The sequence below is a fragment of the Streptomyces sp. HUAS CB01 genome (assembly GCF_030406905.1).
In the GTDB taxonomy this organism is placed as follows: domain Bacteria; phylum Actinomycetota; class Actinomycetes; order Streptomycetales; family Streptomycetaceae; genus Streptomyces; species Streptomyces chengbuensis.
On sequence record NZ_CP129137.1, the window covers coordinates 984054 to 1004086 of the forward strand.

Here is a 20033-nt window from a genome sequence, read left to right on the forward strand (position 1 = left end):
GACATGACCCACCTCGCCGGGAACGGCCCCGAGGAGACCGCCGGCGCCACGGCCGGACCCGTCGAACGGCTCGTCGACCTGCTCGACCTGGAGCGGATCGAGGTCGACATCTTCCGCGGGCTGAGCCCGAACGAGTCGCTGCAGCGGGTCTTCGGGGGCCAGGTCGCGGGCCAGGCCCTGGTCGCGGCGGGCAGGACGACGGACGGCGCCCGCCCGGTCCACTCGCTGCACGCCTACTTCCTGCGCCCGGGCATTCCGGGCATCCCGATCGTCTACCAGGTCGAACGGGTCCGGGACGGCCGGTCGTTCACGACCCGCAGGGTCACGGCGGTCCAGCGCGGGCGGACGATCTTCAATCTGACCGCGTCCTTCCACCAGCCCGAGGAGGCCGGCTTCGAGCACCAGCTGCCGCCGCGGCTGGACTTCCCACCGCCCGAGTCCCTGCCGACCGTCAGCGAGGAGATCCGCGAGCACCTGGGCGCGCTGCCGGAGGCGCTGGAGCGGATGGCGCGGCGCCAGCCCTTCGACATCCGCTACGTCGACCGGCTGCGCTGGACCGCGGAGGAGGTCAGGGAGGCCGATCCGCGCAGCGCGGTGTGGATGCGGGCGGGCGGGCCGCTGGGGGACGACCCGCTGGTGCACACGTGCGCGCTGACGTACGCCTCTGACATGACCTTGCTGGACGCCGTCCGCATCCCAGTGGAACCGCTGTGGGGCCCGCGCGGCTTCGACATGGCCTCGCTGGACCACGCGATGTGGTTCCACCGGCCGTTCCGCGCGGACGAGTGGTTCCTCTACGACCAGGAGTCCCCGGTCGCCACGGGCGGCCGGGGACTGGCGCGCGGCCGGATCTACGACCGGGAGGGCCGGCTGCTCGTCTCGGTCGTGCAGGAGGGGTTGTTCCGCCGGCTGGGCGGCTGAGGGCCGCCCGGCCGGCGTCACCGGCCCGTACGGGGTCACTGCCCCGGGCGGGTCACTTCTTGACGGGGTCGAGGCAGAGGACGAACTTGTCGGCGTCCCACTGCTGGGCGAGGGCGGCCTCGCCGACGGTGCAGGCGTTGACGTCGAAGGTGTTCTCGACGACCTTGACGACCTTGTAGTTGGCGTCCTTGTCGTCGCACCCCTTGGTCTCGACCTCGGGGTTGTTCTCCTCGCCGGTGACCTTGACGCAGTCGCCCGCCTCGGCGCGGACGGGAGCGTTGAAGACGTAGCCGATGCCGAGCTTCACCACCACGGCGACGACAATGAGCGCGACCACGCCGAGAAGCTTCTTGAGCTTGCTCTTCTTGGCGGGCGCGGGCGCGGGTGCGGCGCCGGGTATGGGCTGGCCCTCCGGGAACTGCGGTTCCTGCGGGGCGGCGGAGGGCGTGGGTGCGCTCATCTGCGGTCTTCCTCGGGTAGCTGGAGATCGAACGCGCGCACGCTACACGAAGAATAAGAAACACATAAAGACGAGGTACGAAGGAGTCCCGTATGTCCGTTCATGACATCCCTCTGCGCACTCTGTCCGGCGAGGAGACGTCCCTGGCCGACCATCGCGGCAAGGCCGTGCTCGTGGTGAACGTGGCCTCCCGCTGCGGTCTCACGCCCCAGTACGCGGGGCTGGAGCGGCTGCAGAAGACCTACGCGGACCGCGGCTTCACGGTGCTCGGGGTGCCGTGCAACCAGTTCCTGGGCCAGGAGCCGGGCACCTCCGAGGAGATCGCCACGTTCTGCTCGGCGACCTACGGGGTGACGTTCCCGCTGCTGGAGAAGACGGACGTGAACGGCGACGAGCGGCACCCGCTCTACACCGAGCTGACCCGTTTCGCGGATGCGGACGGGGAGGCGGGTGACGTGCAGTGGAACTTCGAGAAGTTCCTCGTCTCCCCGCAGGGCGACGTGGTGGCCCGCTTCCGGCCGCGGGTGGAGCCGGAGGCCGCGGAGGTCGTCGCGGCGATCGAGGCGCAGCTCGCGGCCTGAGGAACGCGCACGGCGCAGGGGCGCCGCCCGGACGACCGGGCGGCGCCCCGTGGCGTGCGGCGGCCTTCGGGTCAGCGGATGGGCATGCCGGCGAGCGTGCGGGCGATCACCAGGCGCTGGATCTCGCTCGTGCCCTCGAAGATGGTGTAGATGGCGGCGTCGCGGTGCATGCGCTCGACGGGGTACTCACGGGTGAAGCCGTTCCCGCCGAGGATCTGCACAGCCTGGGCGGTGACCTTCTTGGCCACCTCGCTGGCGAAGAGCTTGGACATCGAGCCCTCGGCCGCGGTGAACGGCTTGCCGCTCACGGCCATCCAGGAGGCGCGCCACACCAGCAGCCGGGCGGCGTCGATCTGCGTGCGCATGTCCGCCAGCTGGAAGGCGACGCCCTGGTTGTCGATGATCGGGCGGCCGAACTGCGTACGCTCCTTGGCGTACTCGAGGGCGTAGTCGTACGCGGCCCGTGCGGTACCGACCGCCATCGCGCCGACGGCCGGGCGGGAGGCCTCGAAGGTGGCCATGGCGGCGTTCTTCACCCTCTCGCCGCCGCCCGCCCGGGCCCGCTCCCGGGCGCGGGCGAGCCGCTCGTCCAGCTTCTCCTTGCCGCCGAGCAGACAGGAGCCGGGGACGCGGGCGTCCTCCAGGACCACCTCGGCGGTGTGCGAGGCGCGGATGCCGTGCTTCTTGAACTTCTGCCCCTGGGAGAGTCCGGGGGTGTTCGGCGGCACGATGAACGAGGCGTGGCCCTTGGTTCCGAGCTCGGGGTCGACGACGGCGACGACGACGTGGACGTTGGCGATTCCGCCGTTGGTGGCCCAGGTCTTGGTGCCGTTGAGCACCCATTCATCCTTGGCCTCGTCGTAGACGGCCCGGGTGCGCATGGCACCGACGTCGGAGCCGGCGTCGGGCTCGGAGGAGCAGAACGCGGCGACCTTCACGTCGTCGGCGTCCCCGTACATCTGCGGGATCCAGGTCCCGATCTGCTCCTCGGTGCCGTTGGCGAGGACTCCGACGGCGGCGAGGCCCGTGCCGACGATGGAGAGGGCGATACCGGCATCGCCCCAGAAGAGCTCCTCCATGGCCACCGGGATGCCGAGCCCGGTGGGGTCGAAGAACTGCTGGGCGTAGAAGTCCAGGGAGTAGATGCCGACCTTGGCGGCCTCCTGGATGACCGGCCAGGGGGTCTCCTCACGCTCGTCCCACTCCGCGGCGGCCGGGCGGATCACGTCCCTGGCGAAACCGTGCAGCCAGTCACGGACCTGCTTCTGGTCGTCGTTGAGATCGAGCGCGAACTCGGTCATGTCCCCTCCTGAATGTGCTCGGCACGCATGTTACTACCGGTAACCGCAGTCTGTTACCGGTGCGTAGAAGCTGTCAACCGCCAACGGTGCGGTCGGCGGGCGCACCCTGCGGAGTGTTACGTTGCGCAGGCCTCAGGATTCAGCACGGGCGGGGAGAGACCATGGAGACCACCACCACACACCAGGGCGACCAGCAGCGGTCGGCCGAGCAGCGGCGGCGCGAGCTGCTCGAAGCCGCGGACCGCGTGGTGCTCCGGGACGGCCCGCAGGCCTCCATGAACGCGATCGCCGCCGAGGCCGGGATCACCAAGCCGATCCTCTACCGGCACTTCGGCGACAAGAGCGGGCTGTACCGCGCGCTCGCCAAGCGCCACACCGACGGTCTGCTCGCCGCACTGCGCACGGCGATCGACGCCAGTTCCGACCGGCGGGAGCGCGTCGAGCACACCCTCGACACCTATCTCGCGGCGATCGAGGCACGGCCTCAGGTGTACCGCTTCCTGATGCACCCCGCCGAGGACTCCCAGCAGTCCGAGCAGGGCTTCGACGTCGGCCGGCACACCGCGCCGCTGCTGCGCAGACTCGGCGAGGAGCTGGGCAAGGTGATCGCCGAACGCGTCGACCTCGGCCCCGGCGGGGACGAGCTGGCCAGGATCTGGGCCCATGGAATCGTCGGCATGATGCACGGCGCCGGCGACTGGTGGCTCGGTGAACGCCCCTGCTCGCGGGCGCAGTTGGTACGCAGCCTCGCGGACCTGCTGTGGGGCGGCCTCTCGGTCGCCGAGGACCGCCCGGGCAGCCCCGGGTTCTGACCCAGGCCGGGCAACGGGGCGGACGCGGCCCGGGTTCCGGCACGGCCGGCAACGGGACGTCCCGTCCGGGGAGACCGGCGCACGGCCGGCGCCACCGGAGCGGGCACGGTACCCGCCCCGCCCCGTCGGCACGCGGACGCTACCGCCGGGCCCACGGGGCCCGGCGGGCCGCCCGCAGGGCGCGGGCGCGACGCAGGCCGGTGAGCCGGTCCACGTAGACCCCGCCCTCCAGGTGGTCGCACTCGTGCTGCAGGCAGCGGGCGAAGAACCCCGTGCCGTCGACCCGCACCGGATCGCCGTCCCTCGTCACGCCCTCGACCACCGCGTGGTCGTAGCGCGTCGTGCCCGCCTCGATGCCCGGCAGGGACAGACAGCCCTCCGGGCCGCGCACCTCGATGCCGTCGGCGACGACGAGCCGCGGGTTGACCACGTGCCCGACGTGGCGGACGTCCTCGTCGTCGGGGCAGTCGTAGACGAACACCCGCAGCGGCACGCCGACCTGGTTGGCGGCGAGGCCCACCCCGTTGGCGGCGTACATGGTCGCGTACATGTCCTCGATCAGCCGCGTCAGGGACGGGCCGAAGTCGGTGACGGGTTCGCAGGGCGCGTGGAGCACCGGATCCCCGAACAGGCTCATGGCCCGTACGAGGCCGGAACTGCCGGGGATCGGACGGTTTCGCATGGCCGTAAGGGTACGTTCCGCACATCGCGCCGGTGACCTCCGGGTTTCGTGACGGAGCCGCAGTTCGGGCCGCCGCCCGGAGGTCGATAGGCTGAGCCCCGACCGACGCAAGGAGGATCAAGGACGATGGCAGGACACCCTGGCAACGCAGAGTCGCTGTCGCCGCGTGCCAAGCTCGCCGTGACGGCCGGAAAGGCCGCAGCGGCGGTGTCGCGCGCAGCGGGACGCGGCAGCGGATCGGTGATCGGCGGCCGGGTTGCCCTCAAACTCGACCCCGACCTGCTGAGCAGACTGGCGCAGCACCTGGACGTGATCCTGGTGTCGGCGACGAACGGCAAGACCACCACCACCCGGCTGATCGCCGAGGCCCTGCGTGCCGCCGGCCCGGTCGTGTCCAACGCCCTGGGCGCCAACATGCCGGCCGGAATCACCTCCGCGCTGGCCGGTGGCTCGGACGCCCGCTACGGCGTGATCGAGGTCGACGAGAAGTACCTCGCCGGTGTCGCCCGCGACACCACGCCCAAGGCCATCGCCCTGCTCAACCTCTCCCGCGACCAGCTGGACCGCGCGGCCGAGACCCGGATGCTGGCCGAGAAGTGGCGCGAGGGCCTGTCCGGCACCAAGGCCGTCGTCGTCGCCAACGCCGACGACCCCCTCATCGTCTGGGCCGCGTCCTCCTCCCCCAACGTCGTCTGGGTCGCCGCCGGCCAGGAGTGGAAGGACGACGCCTGGTCCTGCCCCGCCTGCGGCGGTGTGATGCAGCGCCCCGGAGACGACTGGTTCTGCGGTGAGTGCGGCTTCCGCAGGCCGGCCGTGAGCTGGGCCCTCAGCGGGGACCACGTCCTCGACCCGCACGGCTCCGCCTGGCCCATCCACCTCCAGCTGCCGGGCCGTGCCAACAAGGCCAACGCCGCCACCTCCGCCGCGGTCGCCGCGGTCTTCGGCGTCCCGCCGCAGGTGGCCCTGGAGCGCATGTACCAGGTGCAGGCCGTGGCCGGCCGGTACGACGTCGTGTCCTTCCTCGGCCGTGATCTGCGGCTTCTGCTGGCGAAGAACCCGGCCGGCTGGCTCGAGACGTTCTCCCTGATCGACCCGCCGCCCACCCCGGTGATCCTCTCCGTCAACGCGCGCGGCGCCGACGGCACCGACACCTCCTGGCTGTGGGACGTCGACTACACCCGGCTCGCCGGCCACCCGATCTTCGTGATCGGCGACCGCAAGCTGGACCTCGCGGTCCGCCTCGAGGTCGCGGGGCTGGACTTCCGGGTCGTCGAGGACGTGGACGAGGCCGTGCGGCTCGCCCCGCCCGGGCGGATCGAGCTGATCGCCAACTACACCGCCTTCCAGGACGTCCGCCGCCGCGTCGGCAACTGACCCCACTGACCGCAGAGGATTACGAGCATGAGCGACAGCAGCCTGCGCCTGGTGTGGGTCTACCCGGACCTGCTCAGCACGTACGGTGACCAGGGCAACGCCCTGGTCGTGGAGCGCCGCGCGCGCCAGCGCGGTCTGGGCGTCACCCGCGTCGACGTCCGCAGCGACCAGCCGGTGCCGACGTCCGGCGACATCTATCTGATCGGCGGTGGCGAGGACCGGCCCCAGCGGCTGGCGGCCGAGCGGCTGCGCCGCGACGGCGGGCTCTCCCGGGCCGCCTCCAACGGCGCGATCATCTTCTCGGTCTGCGCGGGCTACCAGATCCTGGGCCACGAGTTCATCAACGACCTGGGCGAGCGGGAGCCGGGCCTCGGCCTGCTGGACGTGATCTCCACCCGCGGCGAGGGCGAGCGGTGCGTCGGCGACGTGCTGGCCGACATCGACCCGCGACTCGGCCTGCCGCAGCTCACGGGCTTCGAGAACCACCAGGGCGTCACCCACCTCGGCCCGACGGCCCGGCCGTTCGCCCGGACCGTCTTCGGCAAGGGCAACGGCACCGGCGACGGCACCGAGGGCGCGTACAACGACACCGTCTTCGGCACGTACATGCACGGGCCCGTGATGGCCCGCAATCCGCAGATCGCGGATCTGCTGCTGAAGCTGGCGCTCGACGTGAACGCGCTGCCGCCCACCGACGACCGGTGGTACGAGGCGCTGCGCGCGGAGCGCATCGCCGCCGCCACCCAGCCCGCCTGACGGGCCTCTGAAGCGCCGTTCGTACGGCAACCCGGATCGTACGAACACACGGTGTCCACTGTGCGGACGTCCGGTTCGGTTCCCGCCACCTTGCGCCGGTAGGGTGGCAGGGATCCAACCGGACGACGTGGTCCGGGAGTCGGCCCACGTTGCAAAGGTTCTCGGGCTATGCGCATTGGCGTCCTCACCTCCGGCGGCGACTGCCCCGGGCTCAACGCGGTCATCCGCTCTGTCGTGCACCGCGCCGTCGTCGACCACGGCGACGAGGTGATCGGCTTCCACGACGGCTGGAAGGGCCTGCTGGAGGCCGACTACCGCAAGCTCGACCTCGACGCCGTGGCGGGCATCCTCGCCCGCGGCGGCACCATCCTCGGTTCCTCGCGGGTGCAGCCCGCGCATCTCGTCGACGGCGTCGAGCGGGCCAAGGGACACGTCGCCGAGCTGGGCCTCGACGCCATCATCCCGATCGGCGGCGAGGGCACGCTGAAGGCGGCCAACCTGCTGGCCCAGGCCGGGCTGCCGATCGTCGGTGTGCCGAAGACCATCGACAACGACATCGCCTCGACCGACGTCACCTTCGGCTTCGACACCGCCGTCGGCGTCGCCACCGAGGCCCTCGACCGGCTGAAGACCACCGCCGAGTCCCACCAGCGGGTGCTGATCGTGGAGGTCATGGGCCGGCACACCGGCTGGATCGCCCTGCACTCCGGTATGGCGGCCGGTGCGCACGCCATCGTCGTGCCGGAGCGGCCCTTCGACATCGAGGAGCTGACCAAGCGGGTCGGCGCCCGGTTCGAGGCCGGCAAGCGGTTCGCGATCGTCGTGGTCGCCGAGGGGGCCAAGCCGCGCGAGGGCTCCATGGACTTCGACGAGGGCGGCAAGGACGTGTACGGCCACGAGCGCTTCGCCGGCGTCGCCCGCCAGCTGTCCGTCGAGCTGGAGGACCGGCTCGGCAAGGAGGCCCGGCCGGTGATCCTCGGCCACGTCCAGCGCGGCGGCACGCCGACCGCGTACGACCGCGTCCTCGCCACCCGGTTCGGCTGGCACGCCGTCGAGGCGGCGCACCGCGGCGAGTTCGGCATGATGACCGCGCTGCGCGGCACGGACATCACCATGGTTCCGCTGGCGCAGGCGGTGGAGACCCTGAAGACGGTCCCGGAGGACCGTTACGAAGAGGCCGAGACGGTCCTCTGACACGGACTCCGGGCGAGGAACCGCCCCCGGTCGCAGCGGCGGCCGGGGGCGGTTCTAGTCTTGTCCGGACAACAAGCGCGAATCAGGACGCTCCAGGAGTACGCAGATGGATCACAGCGGGCACGGCGAGCACGGGATGCCGATGGACCTGCCGCCGTTCACGCTGGGCAGGGGACTGGAATTCTCCGCGGATCCGTTCTTCCTGGTCGGCTGCCTCGTGGGGCTCGCGCTCTACGGCTGGGGCGTGGCGCGGCTGCGCCGGCGCGGTGACGCCTGGCCGGTCGGACGGACGGTGTTCTTCACGCTGGGCGTGCTGAGCATCGCGCTGGTGATGTGCACCAGGCTGAACGACTACGGCATGGTCATGTTCAGCGTGCACATGGTCCAGCACATGGTGATCAGCATGCTGTCGCCGATCCTGCTGCTGCTCGGCGCCCCGGTGACGCTGGCGCTGCGCGCGCTGCCTCCGGCGGGCCGCGGCCGCAAGGGCCCCCGCGAACTGCTGCTGGCCCTGCTGCACAGCCGCTACATGAAGATCGTCACGCACCCCGCGTTCACGATCCCGATGTTCATCGCCAGCCTGTACGGGCTCTACTTCACCCCGCTCTTCGACTTCCTCATGGGGTCCAGGCCCGGCCACATCGGAATGATGGTGCACTTCCTCGCCGTCGGACTGATCTTCTTCTGGCCGATCATGGGCGTGGACCCGGGTCCGCACCGCCCCGGCTATGTGATGCGGATGCTGGAGCTCTTCGCCGGCATGCCCTTCCACGCGTTCTTCGGCATCGCACTGATGATGGCGTCCGAGCCGATGGTGCAGGCGTACGCCGATCCCCCCGCGTCGCTCGGGATCAGCGCGCTCTCCGACCAGAACGCGGCGGGCGGGATCGCCTGGGCGTTCAGCGAGATCCCGTCGGTGCTGGTGCTGATCGCCCTGGTGTTCCAGTGGTACCGCTCCGAGCAGCGCCAGGCCGTCCGCAAGGACCGGGCCGCGGACCGGGACGGCGACAAGGAGCTGGAGGCCTACAACGCGTATCTGGCCTCCCTCCAGGCCCGCAGCCGCTGACGTCGGTCCGGGCCGCCCGGATCCGGCGGGTCGCCCGAACCGGCGGAGCCCCCGTGCTGATGTCCGGAAGGAGCGGGGTCCCCGGGACCCACTGATTCCCGGGACAGAGGGCCGGGCAGGCGGATCCCCCAAGGCGTGTGGGCGTCCGAGAGGGCGCGCGGTGACCGGCGCCCGGGAGTAGCGCGCCCCCCTCGTCCGGGGTGACGATGGCTCCACGGCCCCGACCGCGGCTCCCGGCCGCGGCGCCGGCCCGGAGGAGGACGCGCATGTCCGGTTCCACGAAGACGATGGGTGTGCTGACCGTGGCGTCCCTGGTGGTCGTGACGGGCTACACCGTGGCACTCGGAAGCAACGGCTGGCTGTGGTTCGCCTGGGTCGTACTGGGCCTCGTCACCCTGGGGATGCTGGCGTCCAAGCCCACCTGACCGCGGTCCGGGCTCGCCGGACGGCGGTCAGGGAGCCCCCGGCCGCGGCCGGGGCCGCCTCGTGGCGGTCGCCCGCGCCCGGCCCTCCACTGCCGGTCACGTCACCGGTGCCACTCGGGACTCGCGCAGGCCCAGCACCTCGTACAGGAAGCCGTTGACGGGGGTGGGGGTCCCGCTCCGCTCGCCGAGCCGGACGACGGCGCCGGTCCATGCCTCCAGCTCGGACGGCCTGCCGGACGCGATGTCACGGTGCAGCGAGGAAGTGCCCTCGGCGGGCTGCTGGTCGACGAAGGCCAGCGTGGACCGGACGATGTCGGCCGGAAGCGCGATGCCGTGTGCCTGCGCGAGCCGGTGGATCTCCGTCATCGCCTCCTCCAGCAGCCGCCGGGTCCCGGGCCGGGAACGGAACTCGCCGATGGTCGCGTCGGTGACGGCGCCCAGACCACCGAGCGGCACGACGAACAGGAACTTCGCCCACAGTTCCCGCCAGATGTCGTCGGGCACGACGGCGGTCACCCCGGCCTCCTCGAGTGCGGCCCTGAGACGCTCCACGCGCGCGGACCCCTTGTTGTCCCACTCGCCGAAGGTGAGCGAGCCCGCGCCGCCGACGTGACGGATCCGGCCGGGGCCGTCGAGGAACGCGATGATCTTCGCGATGCCTGGTACGACCGCCTCCTGTCCGACGGCATCGGCGACCTCGGCGGGGGCCTCCACACCGTTCTGGAGGGGAAGCACCGCCGTGTCCGGACCGATCAGCGGGGCGAGGGCGTCGAGCACGGCGGGCAGGTGCCCCGTCTTCACGCAGACGAGCACGTAGTCGGCCTCTCCGATCTCCCCGGGGTCGTCGGTCGCAGCCACCGGCAGCGAGAGGTCCCCGGCGGGACTCAGGACCGTCAGCCCGTCGCGCCGCAGGGCTTCGAGCTGGGCACCCCGCGCGACGAAGCGGACGTCGTGCCCGGCAGCCGCGAGCCTGCCCCCGAAGTAGCCCCCGACACCGCCCGCACCGATCACCACTGCCTTCACGGAATCCCCTTCGTCACGGGGAGCACGGAGCCGCTCCCTCGCAGGAATGACTCCGCGGGGCACCGGCTTTGTTCCCGCGACCGAGCGGAACCGGACCCTGCGCCCGCGCCCCGGAGGGCCGGGGCCGTCGTTCCGGTACTCCGCGCCCCGGAGGGCCGGGGCGGTCGTTCCGGTATTCCGCGCCCCGTTCCGGACAGGATGTCGACGGGAGGAGGGAGCCGCCCGTGCACCCGCTACGGCTCGCCGTACGACGGCTGCGGCACACGCGGCCGCCCCGCACACCAGGCGGTCCGGTACGCGCGCCGACCTGACTACGATCGGCGCCACAGCACTCGGGGTGCCCCACGACCCATGGCGGCGTCTGAAGGGCTGTCATACAACTGAGCAAGGAGTCGGCATAGTCCGGTCGGGACCGGCGACGGACGACCGGCCGTGCGGATGGACTTGCCGGGTGCGTCCACGCCGTGATCCGGCACCACACGGCCCCTGAGCCGAATCGGCAGAGTTGGGAGCGACACCGTGTTCTACTACGTGCTCAAATACGTCATCCTGGGCCCGCTGCTGCGGGTGTTGTTCCGGCCCAGGATCGAGGGGCTCGAGCACATCCCGGCGGACGGCGCGGCGATCGTCGCCGGCAACCATCTGTCGTTCTCCGACCACTTCTTGATGCCTGCCATCCTGAAACGGCGCATCACGTTCCTCGCCAAGGCCGAGTACTTCACCGGCCCGGGGATCAAGGGCCGGCTGACGGCGGCCTTCTTCCGCAGTGCCGGGCAGATCCCCGTGGACCGCTCCGGCAAGGAGGCGGGCAAGGCGGCGATCCGCGAGGGCCTCGGCGTGCTGGGCAAGGGCGAGTTGCTCGGCATCTACCCGGAGGGCACACGGTCGCACGACGGCCGGCTCTACAAGGGCAAGGTCGGCGTCGCGGTGATGGCGCTCACCGCTCGGGTGCCCGTCGTGCCCTGCGCGATGGTCGGGACCTTCGAGATCCAGCCGCCGGGCCAGGTCCTGCCGAAGATCAAGCGGGTGACGATCCGCTTCGGCGAGCCGCTGGACTTCTCCCGGTACGCGGGGATGGAGAACGAGAAGGCGGTACTGCGCGCCGTCACGGACGAGATCATGTACGAGATCCTCGCCCTGTCCGGCCAGCAGTACGTCGACGAGTACGCGGTGAAGGTGAAGGCCGCCCAGGAGGACGGGGCGAAGGGCAGGCGGATGCCCCGGCTGAGACGCTGACGCGCAACGGACGGGTGCGGTCCGGGAGCAGGGGCCGCACCCGTGTAGACGCCACCGCTCCGGCCCGGACGCGGCGCTGCGGGCCGGCCCTGGCCACCGGGCCGGACCGCAGGCACTCGGGCTCGCGTTCAGCCGCGGGCGGCCCCGCTCGGGGCGACCTCGCTCAGTGCGGTGTCGAGCAGCCGGCGCAGACACAGCGCATCGGGGGCGACCGCGGTGACCAGCGCGGCAGGGCCCGCGAGCGGGGTGAGCACGGCCGTCTCCCCGAACTGCCGCGGCTCCGGGGGGTCGTCGCCGAAGTCGGGTTCCACCACGAGGAGTTGACCGACCGCTCGGTGACCGCCGAGCACCGCCCCGCCGTCCCAACCGCCGGGCGCACCGGGGCCGAAGGCGAGTTCCTGGTCCAGCAGCGGGCGACCGGCGCGGTGGACGGTGAGGCGCGTGGTGAGCGTGCCGGTCTCCTCGCCGTGCCTGCCGAGGATCTGCTCCTCGCGCAGCACGAGGCGCGCCGTCCCGGCGAGCGCCACCCGCGTGTGCATCCGCAGTTCGCTGCCGCGTGCCGAGATCAGCTGCTCCGGCAGCCAGCGCAGTTCCGCGTCCTCCCCCACGTCCAGCGAGATGTCGTAGGCGGCGGCCTCCGGGGTGCGTCCGGGCAGCGCCACGGTGGCCGCGGCGGAGTCCATGTGCAGCCGGGCGCCTTCGCCGACACCGACCTCGATCGCGAGCCGGTCCCCGCCGAGCGGGGCGCTCATCGCGCCGACGACGGTGACCCTCGTGTACGGTCCGCCGGCGCGGGTCCGGCGCAGCGCCAGCGGACCGTCGCTCTCCAGCACGGGCAGTGCGTCGCGCTCGGCGACGACCCGTGCGGTGGCCCGGACGCTCATCCGGCGGTCACGCGCCGGTCCACGCGCGGAGCCGGTCGCGTACCCAGTCGGCGACCGGGCCGACACCGTCCTCGCCGGTCAGCGAGGTGAACACGACGGGCAGCCCGCCCCGCTGCTCCTCGGCGTCGCGGGCCATGCGCCGGAGATCGGAGCCGACGTAGGGGGCGAGATCGGTCTTGTTGACGACGAGGAGGTCGGCGGTGGTGACGCCGGGGCCGCCCTTGCGCGGGATGTCGTCGCCTCCGGCCACGTCGATGACGAAGATCTGTGCGTCCACGAGGCCCTTGGAGAAGGTGGCGGTGAGGTTGTCGCCGCCGGACTCGACCAGGATCAGGTCGAGTGGCCCGACCGCGTCCTCCAGGTCCTCGACCGCTTCGAGGTTGGCGGAGATGTCGTCGCGGATGGCCGTGTGCGGGCAGGCGCCCGTCTCGACGGCCTGGATCCGCTCGGGCGGCAGGACGGCGTTGCGCAGCAGGAACTCGGCGTCCTCGCGGGTGTAGATGTCGTTGGTGACGACGGCGATCGACAGCCGGTCGCGCAGGGTGCGGCAGAGGGCGGCGACGGTCGCGGTCTTGCCGGAGCCGACCGGCCCGCCGAGACCGATGCGAAGGGCGCGCCGGGTGCCGTCGGGGCGTACGGCGTCGGCGCTGACGGCGGCCGGGCCGGAGTGGTCGTGAGCGTGGTCGAGATGCATGGGGCGGCTCCCTCGTGGTGCTGCCGCGGAGCGTGGGCTGCTCCGCGGTCCGTGGCGCCGGCGCGTGGACGGTCGCGGTGGGCTCGTGGGGCGAGTGGTCTCGGGTGCTGCGGTGTGCGCGGCGGGGGCTGGTGTTGCCTGGGCTACGTCGGCTGCGGGCTCCGTGGTCGGGGGTCGGGGGGCCGGGGCTGGAGGCAGGAGGCGGAGGGCTCTGTCTGCGGCGGGCGCGGCTCCGGGGCTGTGGGTCGTGTGGCTCCGTGTGGCTCCTGAGGGGTGTGGGCGTGGGGCGCTATGAGGCGAAGAGCCGCACGGGCCAGGCCGCGTGCTGTTCCGCGGTGATCTCCAGCAGCGGGGCCGAGGCGGCGGGGAGGGCCTCGGTTCCGTGTTCGGCGGCCTGCCGTGCCGCGGTCACGGCCCGCCCGGCGACCCGGTCCATGTCGGGGGTCAGCCGGGCGAGGACGGCGGTGGCCTCGAAGGGGTCCAGGCTCAGCAGGCGCACGGCGGCGGTGGCGGGTCCGCCGACGGCCTCGTACACGGCACAGTGCGCGGCGTCCTCGGGGCCGAGCCCGGCGGCACGGGCGGTGAGCCCGAGCACGACGGGCTGGTGCGCCCCCTTCGGCAGGGCACGGGCGAGGGCGTCCAGTTCCGGTGACGGCCAGGTGGCGCGGGCGGCCCGCATCAGCTGCCGACCGAGCTTCCGCGCCGATGCGCGCAGGGCCGGTGACGGGGTGCGCGCATCGGCGGCCTTGTCGAGTGCGAGCGGGTCCAGCCCGAGCGCCGCCGCGGCGGCCAGCCCGGCGGCGGTCAGGCCCGTGGTGTGCAGCCGTCCCCGGCAGAACGCCGCGAGGTCCCGGGCGTCGCCGAGCCGGCCCGCCCTGACCGCCGCCTCGGCCCCGCCGGAGTGGGCGTGCCCGCCGGCCGGGAACCTCCCGTCGGCGAGGACGAGCAGCGCGGCACGCGCCGGGGCACCGGACCGTGGTCCGGCCTCCTCCGCCCCGCGCGCTCCCGCGGCCGCGTGCTGCCCGTCCCCGGCGGGCCCGGCGCCCCGGTCCCCACCGGGCGACGGGAGCGGACGGAGGCCGTTCGCGCGGGCCTCCGTGTGCGGGTCCATGACGTCGCTCATGATCAGAACAGGAAGTAGCGCTGGGCCATCGGCAGTTCGCCGGCGGGCGCGGGCTCCACCGCGTCGCCGTCGACGGTCACCGTGAAGGTGTCGGCGTCGACCTCGACGCGGGGCAGGGCGTCGTTCTCCTTCATGTCCGCCTTGGTGACACCGCGGGTGCTGCGGATCGGGACGAAGCGCTTGCCCAGGCCGAGGCGTTCGGGCAGCCCGTCCTCGATCGCGGCGCCGGAGACGAAGTTGAACGAGTTGGCCGCCGGGGCCCTGCCGAGCGCGCCGAACATGGGGCGCGGGAGCACGGGCTGGGGGGTGGGGATGGAAGCGTTGGCGTCGCCCATCTGCGCGTACGCGATCTGTCCGCCCTTGAGGACGAGTTGGGGCTTCACACCGAAGAAGGCCGGTTCCCACAGCACCAGGTCGGCGAGCTTGCCCGGCTCGACCGAACCGATCTCGTGGTCGAGTCCCTGCGCGACGGCCGGATTGATCGTGTACTTGGCGACGTACCGGCGGGCCCTCAGGTTGTCGGCGCGGCCGTCGCCCGGCAGGGCGCCGCGGCGCCGCTTCATCGCGTGCGCCGTCTGCCAGGTCCGCAGGACGACCTCGCCGACGCGTCCCATGGCCTGGGAGTCGGACGAGACGATGGAGATGGCGCCGATGTCGTGGAGGACGTCCTCGGCGGCGATGGTCGACGGCCTGATCCTGGACTCGGCGAAGGCGAGGTCCTCCGGGACCGCCGGGTTGAGGTGATGGCAGACCATCAGCATGTCGAGGTGTTCCTCGATGGTGTTGACGGTGTGCGGCCTGGTCGGGTTGGTGGAGCTGGGCAGGACGTACGGCTCGGAGACGACGGTGATGATGTCCGGGGCGTGCCCTCCGCCCGCGCCCTCGGTGTGGTAGGCGTGGATGGTCCGGCCCGCGATCGCCGCGAGTGTGTCGCCCACGAACCCGGCTTCGTTGAGGGTGTCGGTGTGGATGGCGAGCTGTGCGCCGGTCTCCTCGCAGACCCCGAGGCAGGCGTCGATGACGGCCGGCGTGGCCCCCCAGTCCTCGTGGATCTTGAAGCCGAGTGCGCCGCCGCGCAGTTGGGAGTACATGCCCTCGCGGGACGTCGTGTTGCCCTTGCCGAGCAGCCCGATGTTGACGGGGAACGACTCGAGCGCCTCGAACATCCGGGCGAGATGCCAGGGTCCGGGGGTGATCGTGGTCGCCTTGGTCCCCTCGGCGGGCCCGGTGCCCCCGCCGACGAGCGTGGTGATCCCGGACGTCAGCGCCTGCTCGACCACGGTGGGCGAGATGAAGTGGACGTGGGCGTCGACGGCGCCCGCTGTGACGATCTTCCCGTTGCCCGAGATGACCTCGGTCTCGGGTCCGATGACGAGGTCCGGGTGGACGCCGTCCATCGTGTCCGGGTTGCCCGCCTTGCCGATGCCGGTGACGCGCCCGTCCCGGATGCCGATGTCGGCCTTGACGACCCCCCAGTGGTCGATGATCACCGCACCGGTGACGACCGTGTCCGGGGCGCCCTCCGCCCGTGTCGTACGGGACTGGCCCATGGACTCGCGGATCACCTTGCCGCCGCCGAAGACCGCCTCGTCGCCGGCCCGTCCGGGGCCCCCGGAGCGGTCCTCCTCGATCTCGACGAGGAGGTCGGTGTCGGCGAGACGGATCCGGTCGCCGGTCGTGGGGCCGAAGAGGTCCGCGTACACCGCGCGCGTCAGTTCAGGCACGGGGGGCTCCGTTCCGCGCCGGGGCGTCGCTCGTGTCGAGCGGTCCCGCGGTCTCGCCGCGCAGTCCCGCGACGACACGCAGTCCCGCGATCGGTACGAGCTCGACCTCCACGGGGATCCCGGGCTCGAACCGGACGGCGGTGCCCGCCGCGATGTTCAGCCGCAGGCCGCGCGCGGCGGCGCGGTCGAAGTCGAGCCCGGGGTTGGCCTCGGCGAAGTGGTAGTGGGAGCCGACCTGTACGGGCCGGTCCGCTGCGTTGAGGACGGTCAGCCGGGTGACCTCGCGGCCTTCGTTCAGCCGGACCGGTCCGTCGGCGTGCAGGATCTCTCCGGGGATCATGGGCGCGCTCCCGTCAGACGATCGGGTCGTGGACCGTGACGAGCTTGGTCCCGTCGGGGAAGGTCGCCTCGACCTGGACGTCGTGGATCATCTCGGGGATGCCCTCCATGACGTCGTCGCGGGTGAGCACCTTCCGTCCGGACGCCATGAGTTCGGCGACGGTGCGTCCGTCGCGGGCGCCCTCGAGGATGTGCGTGGTGATGAGGGCCACGGACTCGGGGTGGTTGAGCTTCACCCCGCGTGCCCTGCGCTTCTCCGCGACGTCTGCGGCGACATGGATGAGCAGCCGTTCCTGCTCATGCGGCGTCAGTTGCACGTTCTCCACCTCACGTTCGGCCTGCCCGGACGCAGCCGGGTGCGGCGGACGGTAGTGGACGTCAACAGTCTGTTGACTCTCCACGGCCCTTCCGCTGCCAAGGTTTGAACGTTAAGGCCGAAGTTTTTCCGGCGCGTTAACTGATCTTTGGCACGTGCATGGACATCAGCGCGCGCAGCCCGTCCTCCAGCACCTCGACGCGCACATCACCGAACAGGGCCTGCTGGGCGATGAAGCCCTGGGCGGTGGCGATCATCGTCCGGGCGACATGGTCCGCGGGCACGTCCGCTGACAGGCTCCCGCTCTGCCGGTAGGCGTCCACCACCTGCGACCAGGCATGCCGCATGCCGCGGTAGCCCTCGTTCAGGATCGCGGCCAGCTGGTCGTTGCGCAGCGTCTCCGTCCAGACCTGGACGATGAGACGGGCGAAGGCCTGACGGTCGCCGCCGGGGACCTGCTCCTCCAGGAACGTGCGCAGCACCCGCCCGAGAAGGACGTCGGGCGTGGGCGGCACCGCCATCCCGGCCGCCTCCTCGAAGGCCCCTCGTATGCCGGCGAACGCCTCGCGGGCGATGGCCGAGATCAGCTCGTCCTTGCCCTTGAAGTAGCGGTAGACGGCACCGGCCGACAGGCCCACCTCGCCGAGGATGTCCTGCATCGACGTGGCGTGGAAGCCGTTGCGGGCGAAGCAGCGGGCGGCACCGTCGAGGATCTGCCGACGGCGGGCCTCCAGGTGCTCCTGGGATACACGAGCCATGCCCCCAACCTAAAACGAACATTCCTTCTTGACAACTGACGCTTCCGTCAGAACAGTGGGGAGCGGATCGAAAACGAACGATCATTCTCTTTGATCGGACTCCGTACGAGCCCGGAACGACCCCGTACGACTTCCGTGGAACCACCCGAAACGAGGGACCCATGTCCACCGCCTCCCCGGCCCGCCGCACGATCGCGGTGATGCTCCTGATACCGGCCGTCGCGGCCCTCGCCCTGTGGGCCTTCGCCTGGCCCGCGGCCCGCCTCGCCCCGCACGACCTCCCCATCGGCGTCGCGGGTCCCGCCTCCGCGGCCGCACCACTGGAACAGCGCTTCGAGCACCGGCAGGGGGCGTTCGACGTGCACCGCTACGACGACGAGTCCGCGGCCCGCGAGGCGATCGAGGACCGCGTCGTATACGGAGCGGTGGCGGTGACGCCGCAGGGGCCGAAGGTGCTGACGGCGACCGCCGCGAGCCCCGTCGTCGCCCAGTTGCTCAGGGAGTCGGTGACGGCGGGCGCTCCCCCCGGGACCCGGGTGGCCGTCGAGGACGTGGTCGCGCCCCCCGCCGGTGACCCCCGGGGGAGCGCGCCGGCCTCCAGCGTCCTGCCGCTCGCGCTGGCGGGTGTGGCGGCCGGGGGGATGGTGACCGGACTCGGGCTGCGGGGCGCCCGCTCGGCGGCGGCGCTGACCGGTGCGGCGGTGTTCGTGGGCGTCAGCGCGACGGCGATCGCACACAGCGGGCTCGGGATCCTCGCGGGCGACTGGTGGACGGAGGCGGCGGCGTTCACGCTGACCACCCTGGCGGTGGGCGCCGGCGTCGCCGGGCTCGCCGCACTGCTGGGACCTGCCGGAATCGGCCTGGGTGCGCTGCTGATCGTGCTCCTGGGCAATCCGTTCTCGGGTGTCGCGAGCGCGCCGGAACTGCTTCCGGAGCCGGTCGGCCTGATCGGTGAGTGGCTGCCGCCGGGCGCCGGTGGCTCACTGCTGCGGTCGGTGGCGTACTTCGACGGCAGCGGGGCCGGCGGGCCCGCGCTGACCCTGAGCCTGTGGGCGGCCCTGGGCCTGACCGCGGTGCTGATCGGCGGCGGTCGCCGACGCTCCGTCGCCCCGGCCTTCGCCACGACGCGTCCCGTCGAACCGGCAGCGGCCGGCTGACCGGACGGGTCCGCCGGCGCCGGACAGGACCCGAACGGCCCCCGCGACCCGGCCCCCGGAACGGCCGCGCGTTCCCGCTGTAGCGGACGGGAGCGCGCGGCCTCGCCGTGCGCGCGGTGCGGTCCGACGCGACGTCGGCAGCGTTGCGCGGGACCGGCCGCGGCGCTTCAGACGCCGCCGCCCGCACCCGGCCGCCGGTGCTCCGCCGCGATGCCGAAGCGGCCGCGTTCGCCGGTAGCGGACGGCTCGGTGGAGCGCAGCGACGACACGGAGGAGACGGCCGACTCCTCCGCCACCTGCTCGGCAGTCTCCAGTCGCTCCAGGTCAGCGGCCGACACCAGGGCCACGAGCGGCTTCCCGTGGCGGGTCACGACGACCCGCTCGCCGCCGTAGACGACGCGGTTGATCAGTTCGGCGAGTTCAGCTCGCGCTTGCGTCACCGGAATCTCGTAGGCCATGCTCCCCATCATAACGGTCTGTACGTCCTGTACATTTTTTACAGAGTCCGCCAGAGACGCCGCAGACAAAAGGCCGCCAGGGGCGGCCGCTTGAGGAGTGGTACGCCGTGAACCGTCCGTCCGCCCGTCATGTCCGGCCCGAGTTCACCGAACGCGCGAGCGGCGGGCAGCGCACGCTCGACCCGTACGCCAAGCTGCTCGACGAGCGGATCGTCCTCCTCGGCGCTCCCGTCGACGCCACCTCGGCCAACGACGTCATCGCACAGCTCCTCTACCTGGAGTACGCCGCGCCGGACCAGGACATCTCGCTCTGCATCAACTCGCCCGGCGGCTCGATCAGCGCCATGTCCGCCGTCTACGACACCATGCAGACGGTGACCTGCGACATCGTCACCACCTGTCTGGGACAGGCCGCGTCGACCGCCGCCGTGCTCCTCGCCGCCGGCGCCCCGGGCAAGCGCATGGCCCTGCCCGGTGCGCGCGTCGTCGTGCAGCAGCCCTCCCTGCCTGAGCCGGTTCAGGGGCAGCCCACCGATCTGGATGTCCAGGCACAGGAATTGCTGCGGCTGCGGGAGCAACTCGCCGCCATGCTCGTGCGCCATTCCGGCCAGAGCGTGGAGCGCATCGCCGCCGACCTCGACCGCGCCACCGTGTTCGACGCCGCGGGCGCCCTGGAGTACGGACTGATCGATCACCTCGTCAAGAACCGGAAGGCGTCGCTGACTTCCGCCGGCCTCGGGTGAGCCGTC

The 20033-nt window shown here is 72.2% G+C and carries 23 protein-coding genes; 11 read left to right on the forward strand and 12 right to left on the reverse strand.

The genetic code is table 11. The annotated features are described in order from the left end of the window. Positions 1–3: 3 nt before the first annotated feature. A complete protein-coding gene (locus QRN89_RS04355; RefSeq protein WP_290348024.1) occupies positions 4–921 on the forward strand; it encodes an acyl-CoA thioesterase in 918 nt (305 codons plus the stop codon). A 52-nt stretch (positions 922–973) separates the two neighbouring features. On the opposite strand, the gene QRN89_RS04360 is transcribed toward QRN89_RS04355, so the two are convergent. Continuing rightward, positions 974–1381 carry an LppU/SCO3897 family protein gene (locus tag QRN89_RS04360; RefSeq protein ID WP_290348025.1) on the reverse strand — a complete coding sequence of 136 codons (408 nt, stop codon included), beginning with the start codon at positions 1379–1381 and terminating at the stop codon, positions 974–976. Between the two features lie 92 nt (positions 1382–1473). Between QRN89_RS04360 and QRN89_RS04365 the strand changes: the two genes are divergently transcribed. Continuing rightward, positions 1474–1962 carry a glutathione peroxidase gene (locus QRN89_RS04365; protein ID WP_290348026.1) on the forward strand — a complete coding sequence of 163 codons (489 nt, stop codon included), beginning with the start codon at positions 1474–1476 and terminating at the stop codon, positions 1960–1962. Positions 1963–2033: 71 nt separating this feature from the next. Here QRN89_RS04365 and QRN89_RS04370 read toward each other — a convergent pair whose 3' ends face one another. Then, positions 2034–3263: an acyl-CoA dehydrogenase family protein gene (locus QRN89_RS04370; RefSeq protein ID WP_290348027.1), complete on the reverse strand. Its 1230-nt coding sequence runs from the start codon at positions 3261–3263 to the stop codon at positions 2034–2036. Positions 3264–3424: 161 nt separating this feature from the next. Between QRN89_RS04370 and QRN89_RS04375 the strand changes: the two genes are divergently transcribed. Beyond that, complete coding sequence (locus tag QRN89_RS04375; protein ID WP_290348028.1) at positions 3425–4075, forward strand: TetR/AcrR family transcriptional regulator; 651 nt, start codon at positions 3425–3427, stop codon at positions 4073–4075. Between the two features lie 139 nt (positions 4076–4214). On the opposite strand, the gene def is transcribed toward QRN89_RS04375, so the two are convergent. Continuing rightward, positions 4215–4757, reverse strand: a complete 543-nt coding sequence (gene def / locus QRN89_RS04380; RefSeq protein ID WP_290348029.1) for a peptide deformylase — start codon at positions 4755–4757, stop codon at positions 4215–4217. A 126-nt stretch (positions 4758–4883) separates the two neighbouring features. Here def and QRN89_RS04385 point away from each other — a divergent pair, with 126 nt between their 5' ends. From QRN89_RS04385 to QRN89_RS04405, 5 genes are all read left to right on the forward strand, one after another. Continuing rightward, positions 4884–6131, forward strand: a complete 1248-nt coding sequence (locus QRN89_RS04385; protein ID WP_290348030.1) for a Mur ligase family protein — start codon at positions 4884–4886, stop codon at positions 6129–6131. 27 nt (positions 6132–6158) lie between these two features. Next, entirely contained in the window at positions 6159–6887 is a 729-nt protein-coding gene (locus QRN89_RS04390) for a type 1 glutamine amidotransferase (protein ID WP_290348031.1), read from the forward strand. Between the two features lie 168 nt (positions 6888–7055). Beyond that, positions 7056–8081: a 6-phosphofructokinase gene (locus tag QRN89_RS04395; protein WP_290348032.1), complete on the forward strand. Its 1026-nt coding sequence runs from the start codon at positions 7056–7058 to the stop codon at positions 8079–8081. A 106-nt stretch (positions 8082–8187) separates the two neighbouring features. Next, the gene (locus QRN89_RS04400; protein WP_290348033.1) at positions 8188–9147 is read left to right on the forward strand and encodes a cytochrome c oxidase assembly protein; all 960 of its coding nucleotides are present in this window, start codon (positions 8188–8190) and stop codon (positions 9145–9147) included. A gap of 266 nt (positions 9148–9413) precedes the next feature. Further along, positions 9414–9572 (forward strand): hypothetical protein, encoded by a 159-nt coding sequence (locus tag QRN89_RS04405; protein WP_290348034.1) that lies wholly within the window; start codon positions 9414–9416, stop codon positions 9570–9572. 96 nt (positions 9573–9668) lie between these two features. Here QRN89_RS04405 and QRN89_RS04410 read toward each other — a convergent pair whose 3' ends face one another. Continuing rightward, on the reverse strand, positions 9669–10595 hold the full coding sequence (locus QRN89_RS04410) for a 2-dehydropantoate 2-reductase (RefSeq protein WP_290348035.1): 927 nt from the start codon (positions 10593–10595) through the stop codon (positions 9669–9671). Between the two features lie 519 nt (positions 10596–11114). On the opposite strand from QRN89_RS04410, the gene QRN89_RS04415 reads away from it, so the two are divergent. Next, on the forward strand, positions 11115–11831 hold the full coding sequence (locus tag QRN89_RS04415) for a lysophospholipid acyltransferase family protein (protein WP_290348036.1): 717 nt from the start codon (positions 11115–11117) through the stop codon (positions 11829–11831). A gap of 128 nt (positions 11832–11959) precedes the next feature. Here the strand turns inward: QRN89_RS04415 and QRN89_RS04420 are convergent, their stop codons facing one another. The 7 genes from QRN89_RS04420 to QRN89_RS04450 form a co-directional block, all read right to left on the reverse strand. Next, a complete protein-coding gene (locus QRN89_RS04420; protein WP_290348037.1) occupies positions 11960–12715 on the reverse strand; it encodes an urease accessory protein UreD in 756 nt (251 codons plus the stop codon). Between the two features lie 7 nt (positions 12716–12722). Then, a complete protein-coding gene (gene ureG, locus QRN89_RS04425) occupies positions 12723–13409 on the reverse strand; it encodes an urease accessory protein UreG (RefSeq protein ID WP_290348038.1) in 687 nt (228 codons plus the stop codon). Positions 13410–13698: 289 nt separating this feature from the next. Then, the gene (locus QRN89_RS04430) at positions 13699–14532 is read right to left on the reverse strand and encodes an urease accessory protein UreF (protein ID WP_392857206.1); all 834 of its coding nucleotides are present in this window, start codon (positions 14530–14532) and stop codon (positions 13699–13701) included. A 2-nt stretch (positions 14533–14534) separates the two neighbouring features. Further along, the gene (locus QRN89_RS04435) at positions 14535–16256 is read right to left on the reverse strand and encodes an urease subunit alpha (RefSeq protein WP_290348039.1); all 1722 of its coding nucleotides are present in this window, start codon (positions 16254–16256) and stop codon (positions 14535–14537) included. Continuing rightward, the gene (locus tag QRN89_RS04440; protein ID WP_290348040.1) at positions 16249–16596 is read right to left on the reverse strand and encodes an urease subunit beta; all 348 of its coding nucleotides are present in this window, start codon (positions 16594–16596) and stop codon (positions 16249–16251) included. The genes QRN89_RS04435 and QRN89_RS04440 overlap by 8 nt, the downstream gene beginning before the upstream one ends. A gap of 13 nt (positions 16597–16609) precedes the next feature. Further along, positions 16610–16912: an urease subunit gamma gene (locus tag QRN89_RS04445; RefSeq protein WP_290348041.1), complete on the reverse strand. Its 303-nt coding sequence runs from the start codon at positions 16910–16912 to the stop codon at positions 16610–16612. 136 nt (positions 16913–17048) lie between these two features. Beyond that, on the reverse strand, positions 17049–17669 hold the full coding sequence (locus tag QRN89_RS04450) for a TetR/AcrR family transcriptional regulator (protein ID WP_290348042.1): 621 nt from the start codon (positions 17667–17669) through the stop codon (positions 17049–17051). 161 nt (positions 17670–17830) lie between these two features. Between QRN89_RS04450 and QRN89_RS04455 the strand changes: the two genes are divergently transcribed. Continuing rightward, positions 17831–18826: an ABC transporter permease gene (locus QRN89_RS04455; RefSeq protein WP_290348043.1), complete on the forward strand. Its 996-nt coding sequence runs from the start codon at positions 17831–17833 to the stop codon at positions 18824–18826. Positions 18827–18993: 167 nt separating this feature from the next. Here the strand turns inward: QRN89_RS04455 and QRN89_RS04460 are convergent, their stop codons facing one another. Next, complete coding sequence (locus QRN89_RS04460; protein ID WP_290348044.1) at positions 18994–19284, reverse strand: type II toxin-antitoxin system Phd/YefM family antitoxin; 291 nt, start codon at positions 19282–19284, stop codon at positions 18994–18996. Positions 19285–19391: 107 nt separating this feature from the next. Here QRN89_RS04460 and QRN89_RS04465 point away from each other — a divergent pair, with 107 nt between their 5' ends. Next, positions 19392–20027 (forward strand): ATP-dependent Clp protease proteolytic subunit, encoded by a 636-nt coding sequence (locus tag QRN89_RS04465; RefSeq protein ID WP_290348045.1) that lies wholly within the window; start codon positions 19392–19394, stop codon positions 20025–20027. The last annotated feature ends 6 nt before the right edge of the window (positions 20028–20033 follow it).

Bases quoted from the DNA above. Each gene is read 5' to 3' on its own strand.
- QRN89_RS04355 (WP_290348024.1), top strand. From the start codon at position 4: ATGACCCACCTCGCCGGGAACGGCCCCGAGGAGACCGCCGGCGCCACG.
- QRN89_RS04360 (WP_290348025.1), bottom strand. From the start codon at position 1,381: ATGAGCGCACCCACGCCCTCCGCCGCCCCGCAGGAACCGCAGTTCCCG.
- QRN89_RS04365 (WP_290348026.1), top strand. From the start codon at position 1,474: ATGTCCGTTCATGACATCCCTCTGCGCACTCTGTCCGGCGAGGAGACG.
- QRN89_RS04370 (WP_290348027.1), bottom strand. From the start codon at position 3,263: ATGACCGAGTTCGCGCTCGATCTCAACGACGACCAGAAGCAGGTCCGT.
- QRN89_RS04375 (WP_290348028.1), top strand. From the start codon at position 3,425: ATGGAGACCACCACCACACACCAGGGCGACCAGCAGCGGTCGGCCGAG.
- def (WP_290348029.1), bottom strand. From the start codon at position 4,757: ATGCGAAACCGTCCGATCCCCGGCAGTTCCGGCCTCGTACGGGCCATG.
- QRN89_RS04385 (WP_290348030.1), top strand. From the start codon at position 4,884: ATGGCAGGACACCCTGGCAACGCAGAGTCGCTGTCGCCGCGTGCCAAG.
- QRN89_RS04390 (WP_290348031.1), top strand. From the start codon at position 6,159: ATGAGCGACAGCAGCCTGCGCCTGGTGTGGGTCTACCCGGACCTGCTC.
- QRN89_RS04395 (WP_290348032.1), top strand. From the start codon at position 7,056: ATGCGCATTGGCGTCCTCACCTCCGGCGGCGACTGCCCCGGGCTCAAC.
- QRN89_RS04400 (WP_290348033.1), top strand. From the start codon at position 8,188: ATGGATCACAGCGGGCACGGCGAGCACGGGATGCCGATGGACCTGCCG.
- QRN89_RS04405 (WP_290348034.1), top strand. From the start codon at position 9,414: ATGTCCGGTTCCACGAAGACGATGGGTGTGCTGACCGTGGCGTCCCTG.
- QRN89_RS04420 (WP_290348037.1), bottom strand. From the start codon at position 12,715: ATGAGCGTCCGGGCCACCGCACGGGTCGTCGCCGAGCGCGACGCACTG.
- ureG (WP_290348038.1), bottom strand. From the start codon at position 13,409: ATGCATCTCGACCACGCTCACGACCACTCCGGCCCGGCCGCCGTCAGC.
- QRN89_RS04430 (WP_392857206.1), bottom strand. From the start codon at position 14,532: ATGAGCGACGTCATGGACCCGCACACGGAGGCCCGCGCGAACGGCCTC.
- QRN89_RS04440 (WP_290348040.1), bottom strand. From the start codon at position 16,596: ATGATCCCCGGAGAGATCCTGCACGCCGACGGACCGGTCCGGCTGAAC.
- QRN89_RS04450 (WP_290348042.1), bottom strand. From the start codon at position 17,669: ATGGCTCGTGTATCCCAGGAGCACCTGGAGGCCCGCCGTCGGCAGATC.
- QRN89_RS04455 (WP_290348043.1), top strand. From the start codon at position 17,831: ATGTCCACCGCCTCCCCGGCCCGCCGCACGATCGCGGTGATGCTCCTG.
- QRN89_RS04460 (WP_290348044.1), bottom strand. From the start codon at position 19,284: ATGGCCTACGAGATTCCGGTGACGCAAGCGCGAGCTGAACTCGCCGAA.